This window comes from Kitasatospora sp. NPDC054795, assembly GCF_053611565.1.
In genome coordinates, this window is the sequence record NZ_JBSHAP010000268.1 from 1 (window position 1) to 3485 (window position 3485).

Genomic DNA, 3485 nt, shown 5'->3' on the forward strand with positions numbered 1-3485 from the left:
GATCCGGTGCCGTCGGTGTCGGTGCCGCGCACGGCCAGGGCCACCGCGGTGCCGGCCGCCGCGACGGCCAGGACGGCGGCGACCAACAGCACGCCGGGGCCGGGCCGGCCGCGGGTCGGCTGCGGCGGGGGCGCGTACGGGGGCCGGTACGGCGGGGGCCGCGTCGGGGAGTACGGCGTCGGCGTGCCCGGGGGCGTGGGCGTGGGCGTACCGGGGGCCGGTGTTCCCGGGGCCGGCGGTGCGGCGTGCCACGGCTCCGCCGGGCCGAACTGCCCGCTGGGAGCGCCGGGTCGGGCCGGAGAGTCACTGTCCAGGTCCAGCAGTTCGACCGCGAGCGCGGCCAGTGCGGCAGCGATCGCGGGCGGCAGCCAGTCCCGTCGCTCCAGCCGCTCGCCCGCCGTCGGGTCGGCGGCCGTCAGCCGCTCGCGCAGCTGGGCGGGAGTGGGCCGGCGGGCCGGGTCCTTGGCCAGGCACGCTGTCAGCAGCGAGTGCAACTCCCGGTCGGCCACGTCGAGTTCCGGCTCCTCGTGAAGGACCCGGTAGAGCAGGACCGGCGCGCTCACCCCCGAGCCGAACGGCGCGGTGCCGGTGGCGGCGTGGGCGAGTACGGCGCCGAGCGAGAAGACGTCCGAGGCGGGCCCGGCGCTGCGCCCGTCGGCCTGCTCGGGGGAGAGGTAGCCCGGGGAGCCGACCACGAAGCCGGACCGGGTGAGCGCGGTCGCCGCGTCCAGTGCCCGGGTGATCCCGAAGTCGATCAGGCGCGGGCCGTCCAGCGCCAGCAGCACGTTCGACGGCTTGACGTCCCGGTGCACCAGCCCCTGGGCGTGCACGGCCTGCAGCGCCTCGGCGAGCCCCGCCCCGAGCGAGCGGACGGCGGCGACGGGCAGCGGGCCGAACTCCCGCACGGCGGCGGCCAGCGAGGGCCCGGCGACGTACCCGGTGGCCACCCAGGGCTGGGCGCCCTCGGTGTCCGCGTCCAGCACCGGGGCCGTCCAGCGGCCGCCGACCCGCCGGGCGGCGGCCACCTCGTTGCGGAACCGCACGCGGAACTCCCGTTCCGCCGCGAACTGTTCGTGCACCAGCTTGACCGCCACCGTGCGGCCGCCCGCCGTCCGGCCCAGGTAGACCCGGCCCATTCCGCCCGCACCGAGTCTCCGCAGCAGGCGGTACTCGCCCACCTGCCGGGGATCCCCGTCCCCCAGTGCCTCCACGCCGACTCTCCCCTCGCCGCGCCCGTCCGTACTCCACGCCAGACGGTACCGCCGGGACGGGCGGTTCCGGTTCGGACCGATGGGCGCGGAACGAGTGCGGCGAGCCGTTGCGGGCAGCGGGAACGGGGCGGACTCGGCGAGCGGGTGCGGGTGCGGGGCGGGGGCGGCCGGGACCGGCTCAGTTCCGGGCGGCTCCACTGGGCGCCTTGTCGGAGGCCTCCGCCGGGGTGCGGTCCGCGGCGGCCCCGGCGTGGCCGTCCGTGCTGTGCCCGTTCGCGCCCTGCTCGTTCAGGGCCTGCCCGTTCGGCTCGTGCCCGTGCGGGGCGCCGTGCCCGTTCCGGGGGGCGAGCGAGGCCGGCCCCGGCAGGTGCGCCTGGTGGTCCGGCGGGTAGAACTGCCGGGCCCAGTGCCGCATCGCGCCGATCGGCCCGTCGCCCTGGGTGAGCCGGGGCGGGGAGACGTACCGCTTGGTGGACCAGATCGGGAAGTCCGCCGAGGTGAACTCCAGATTGCGCCGGAACATCGGGCCCGCCAGCAGCCTGGTCACCGCCCGGCTGACCGTCCGGGCGACGGCCGGCGGCAGCCCGGACGGCTCCGCCATCACGAAGCGGCTCGCCTGCCGCAGCTGCATCCGGCCGGGGGCGACCTGGGTGGCCATGACCAGCGAGCAGATCTCCAGGCCGAGCGAGGGCGTGTGGACGTCGGTGTGCAGGGCGGTGAGGCCGTACCCGTCCACCTCGACGTGGACCTCGCGCATTCCGAGCAGCGGGAAGGTCTCCCGGACCAGCATCGAGATGTGGAAGCCGGTGCCGTCGAACTCCACCGGTGCCACCAGCTCGCCCTCGGGCCAGCCGTGCAGGGTGACGAAGTGGCCGAGGTCGAAGGAGTTCTCCATGACGTCCTGGGCGTAGCCGGGCATCTCGAAGGAGGCGTACCGCAGCGGCTGCCGTCCGTCGCCGAGCCGGTGCCAGGCGGGGATCTCCCAGTCCGGCTCCCGGCCGTCGTGGTGGCGCCAGACGAAGACCGCCTCGTTCACCTCGCGCACCGGCAGCTGCGTCAGCGCGGCCTTGGGCGTCTGGGTGCCGTACCCGGTGCGTACGCAGTGGCCGTCGGCGTCGAAGGCGAAGCGGTGGAACGGGCAGACCAGGTCGTTGCCCTCGACCGTGGCCAGGCCGAGGTGGGCGCCCAGGTGCGGGCAGTAGGGGCGGATCGCGCGGAGGCGGCCGTTGCGCAGCCGGTACAGCACGACGTCCTCGCCCGCGAGCTGGCGGGTGAGCACGGTGCCGGGCTTGAGCTCGGCGGAGAAGGCGAGTGCGGACCAGCCGTCGGGATAGGGCAGCGCCGGTGGCAGGGCGACGTCGGCCGCGGTCGGGCGGTTGCTGACGGGGTGGACGTGCTTGGACACGCGCATGAAGTCTCCTGTCGGTCTGTCCGGCGCCGCCCCTCCCAGGCGATTAGCGCTCGAACAGAATGGAATTCAGATGCTATCCACGGAACGGGAGCCGGTGCACGGACAATCCACCTAAGCAGCAACAAGTCTGATGATCCGCCAGACAGGGCGTTAAAGGATTCGACAGGTTCCGGGCACCCGCTCGGCTCGGGGGCGGGCGTGTTCGAGCACCTTGGCGGGGCTCCGGCGGAGAGCGGGGGCTCAGCGGGGCCGGGCAGCGGCCGAGCGGGTCGAACGGGGAGGCGGACGGTGCCCGGACCGGACCGGTCCGTCGGCACCGGGCGGAATCCCTTCGGGCCCGCACCTCGGGACGATCGGTGCCGGCGACGGGATTCCCCGGTCCCGGGACCGGGGTTCTCCTTTCCGGTCACTCCGCGAATTTCCCCGCCGGCCCGTTTCCGGCCGCCGTGCGCGGCGCTTCCCGCCGCGCGGTCGAAGAAGGGTCGAGAGGCGCTGGAAAGAGCTTTCAGGCGGAGGTGCGGTGTGTTGTGGTGGGTGCCGGGGAGCCCGGGCCGCGGGTGGTTCGACGACCGTGGGCGGGCGGAGCACCGCCGGTCGGTGGCGCATCGGTGGCGTAGACGCTCGCGCATGGAGCTGAGAGCGGCGGCTATGGATCGTCCGGGCAGGGGGGATTTGAATGGTGCCACGACGACGAACCGATCGGGCGCAACCGGCGCCCTCGAAGATCGGTCTCCGGTGTTTCCTCCGAGTCTTGGAATGAGGGTGTTCGTGATGGCTGGTGCGGTGGATCTCGCGGTCGAGTCCGGTGTGGTGCTGGTGGTCGGTGGGACGGGGAAGACGGGTCGTCGGGTGGCGGACCGGTT

Annotated in this window: 2 protein-coding genes; both read right to left on the reverse strand. The window is 74.6% G+C overall.

The window, feature by feature from the left end; translation table 11 throughout:
- On the reverse strand, window positions 1-1211 hold a 1211-nt coding region (locus ACWGJO_RS41250; RefSeq protein ID WP_452190917.1), incomplete at its 3' end, for a serine/threonine-protein kinase.
- 178 nt (window positions 1212-1389) lie between these two features.
- Entirely contained in the window at window positions 1390-2622 is a 1233-nt protein-coding gene (locus ACWGJO_RS41255; RefSeq protein WP_452190918.1) for a Rieske 2Fe-2S domain-containing protein, read from the reverse strand.
- Window positions 2623-3485 lie beyond the last annotated feature (863 nt).

Excerpts from the sequence above, each read along its gene's own strand:
- ACWGJO_RS41255 (WP_452190918.1), bottom strand. The coding sequence starts at position 2,622 with ATGCGCGTGTCCAAGCACGTCCACCCCGTCAGCAACCGCCCGACCGCG.